Source organism: Streptococcus suis, assembly GCF_024509555.1.
Classification (GTDB): Bacteria; Bacillota; Bacilli; order Lactobacillales; family Streptococcaceae; genus Streptococcus; species Streptococcus suis_AD.
On the sequence record NZ_JAMWEL010000099.1, the window covers coordinates 1 to 246 of the forward strand.

A 246-nucleotide genomic window follows, 5' to 3' on the forward strand; every position below is an offset into this window, starting at 1 on the left:
GTGGAACGTAGCCCTTGCTTGGATCTTCTGGATCAACAGGTGTCAACGGAGTATTGTCCTTCGGATCGACTGGGGTGTAACCCGGTACGTGCGGAATGACTGGTTGATCTGTTGTCGGATTGGTTGGGATAGACGGAATTTCCTTATCTGGCTCAGTTGGGTCAAATGGGTATTCTGTCTTAGGACGTTTATTCTCTGGTACATTCGGAATGAGTGGAATCCAGTTAGCTACTTTTTGGTAAACAT

Annotated in this window: 1 pseudogene; it reads right to left on the minus strand. The window is 46.7% G+C overall.

Going from position 1 to position 246, the window contains the following annotated elements:
• Positions 1–246, minus strand: a pseudogene (locus tag NF418_RS10495) (hypothetical protein); the annotation flags it as partial.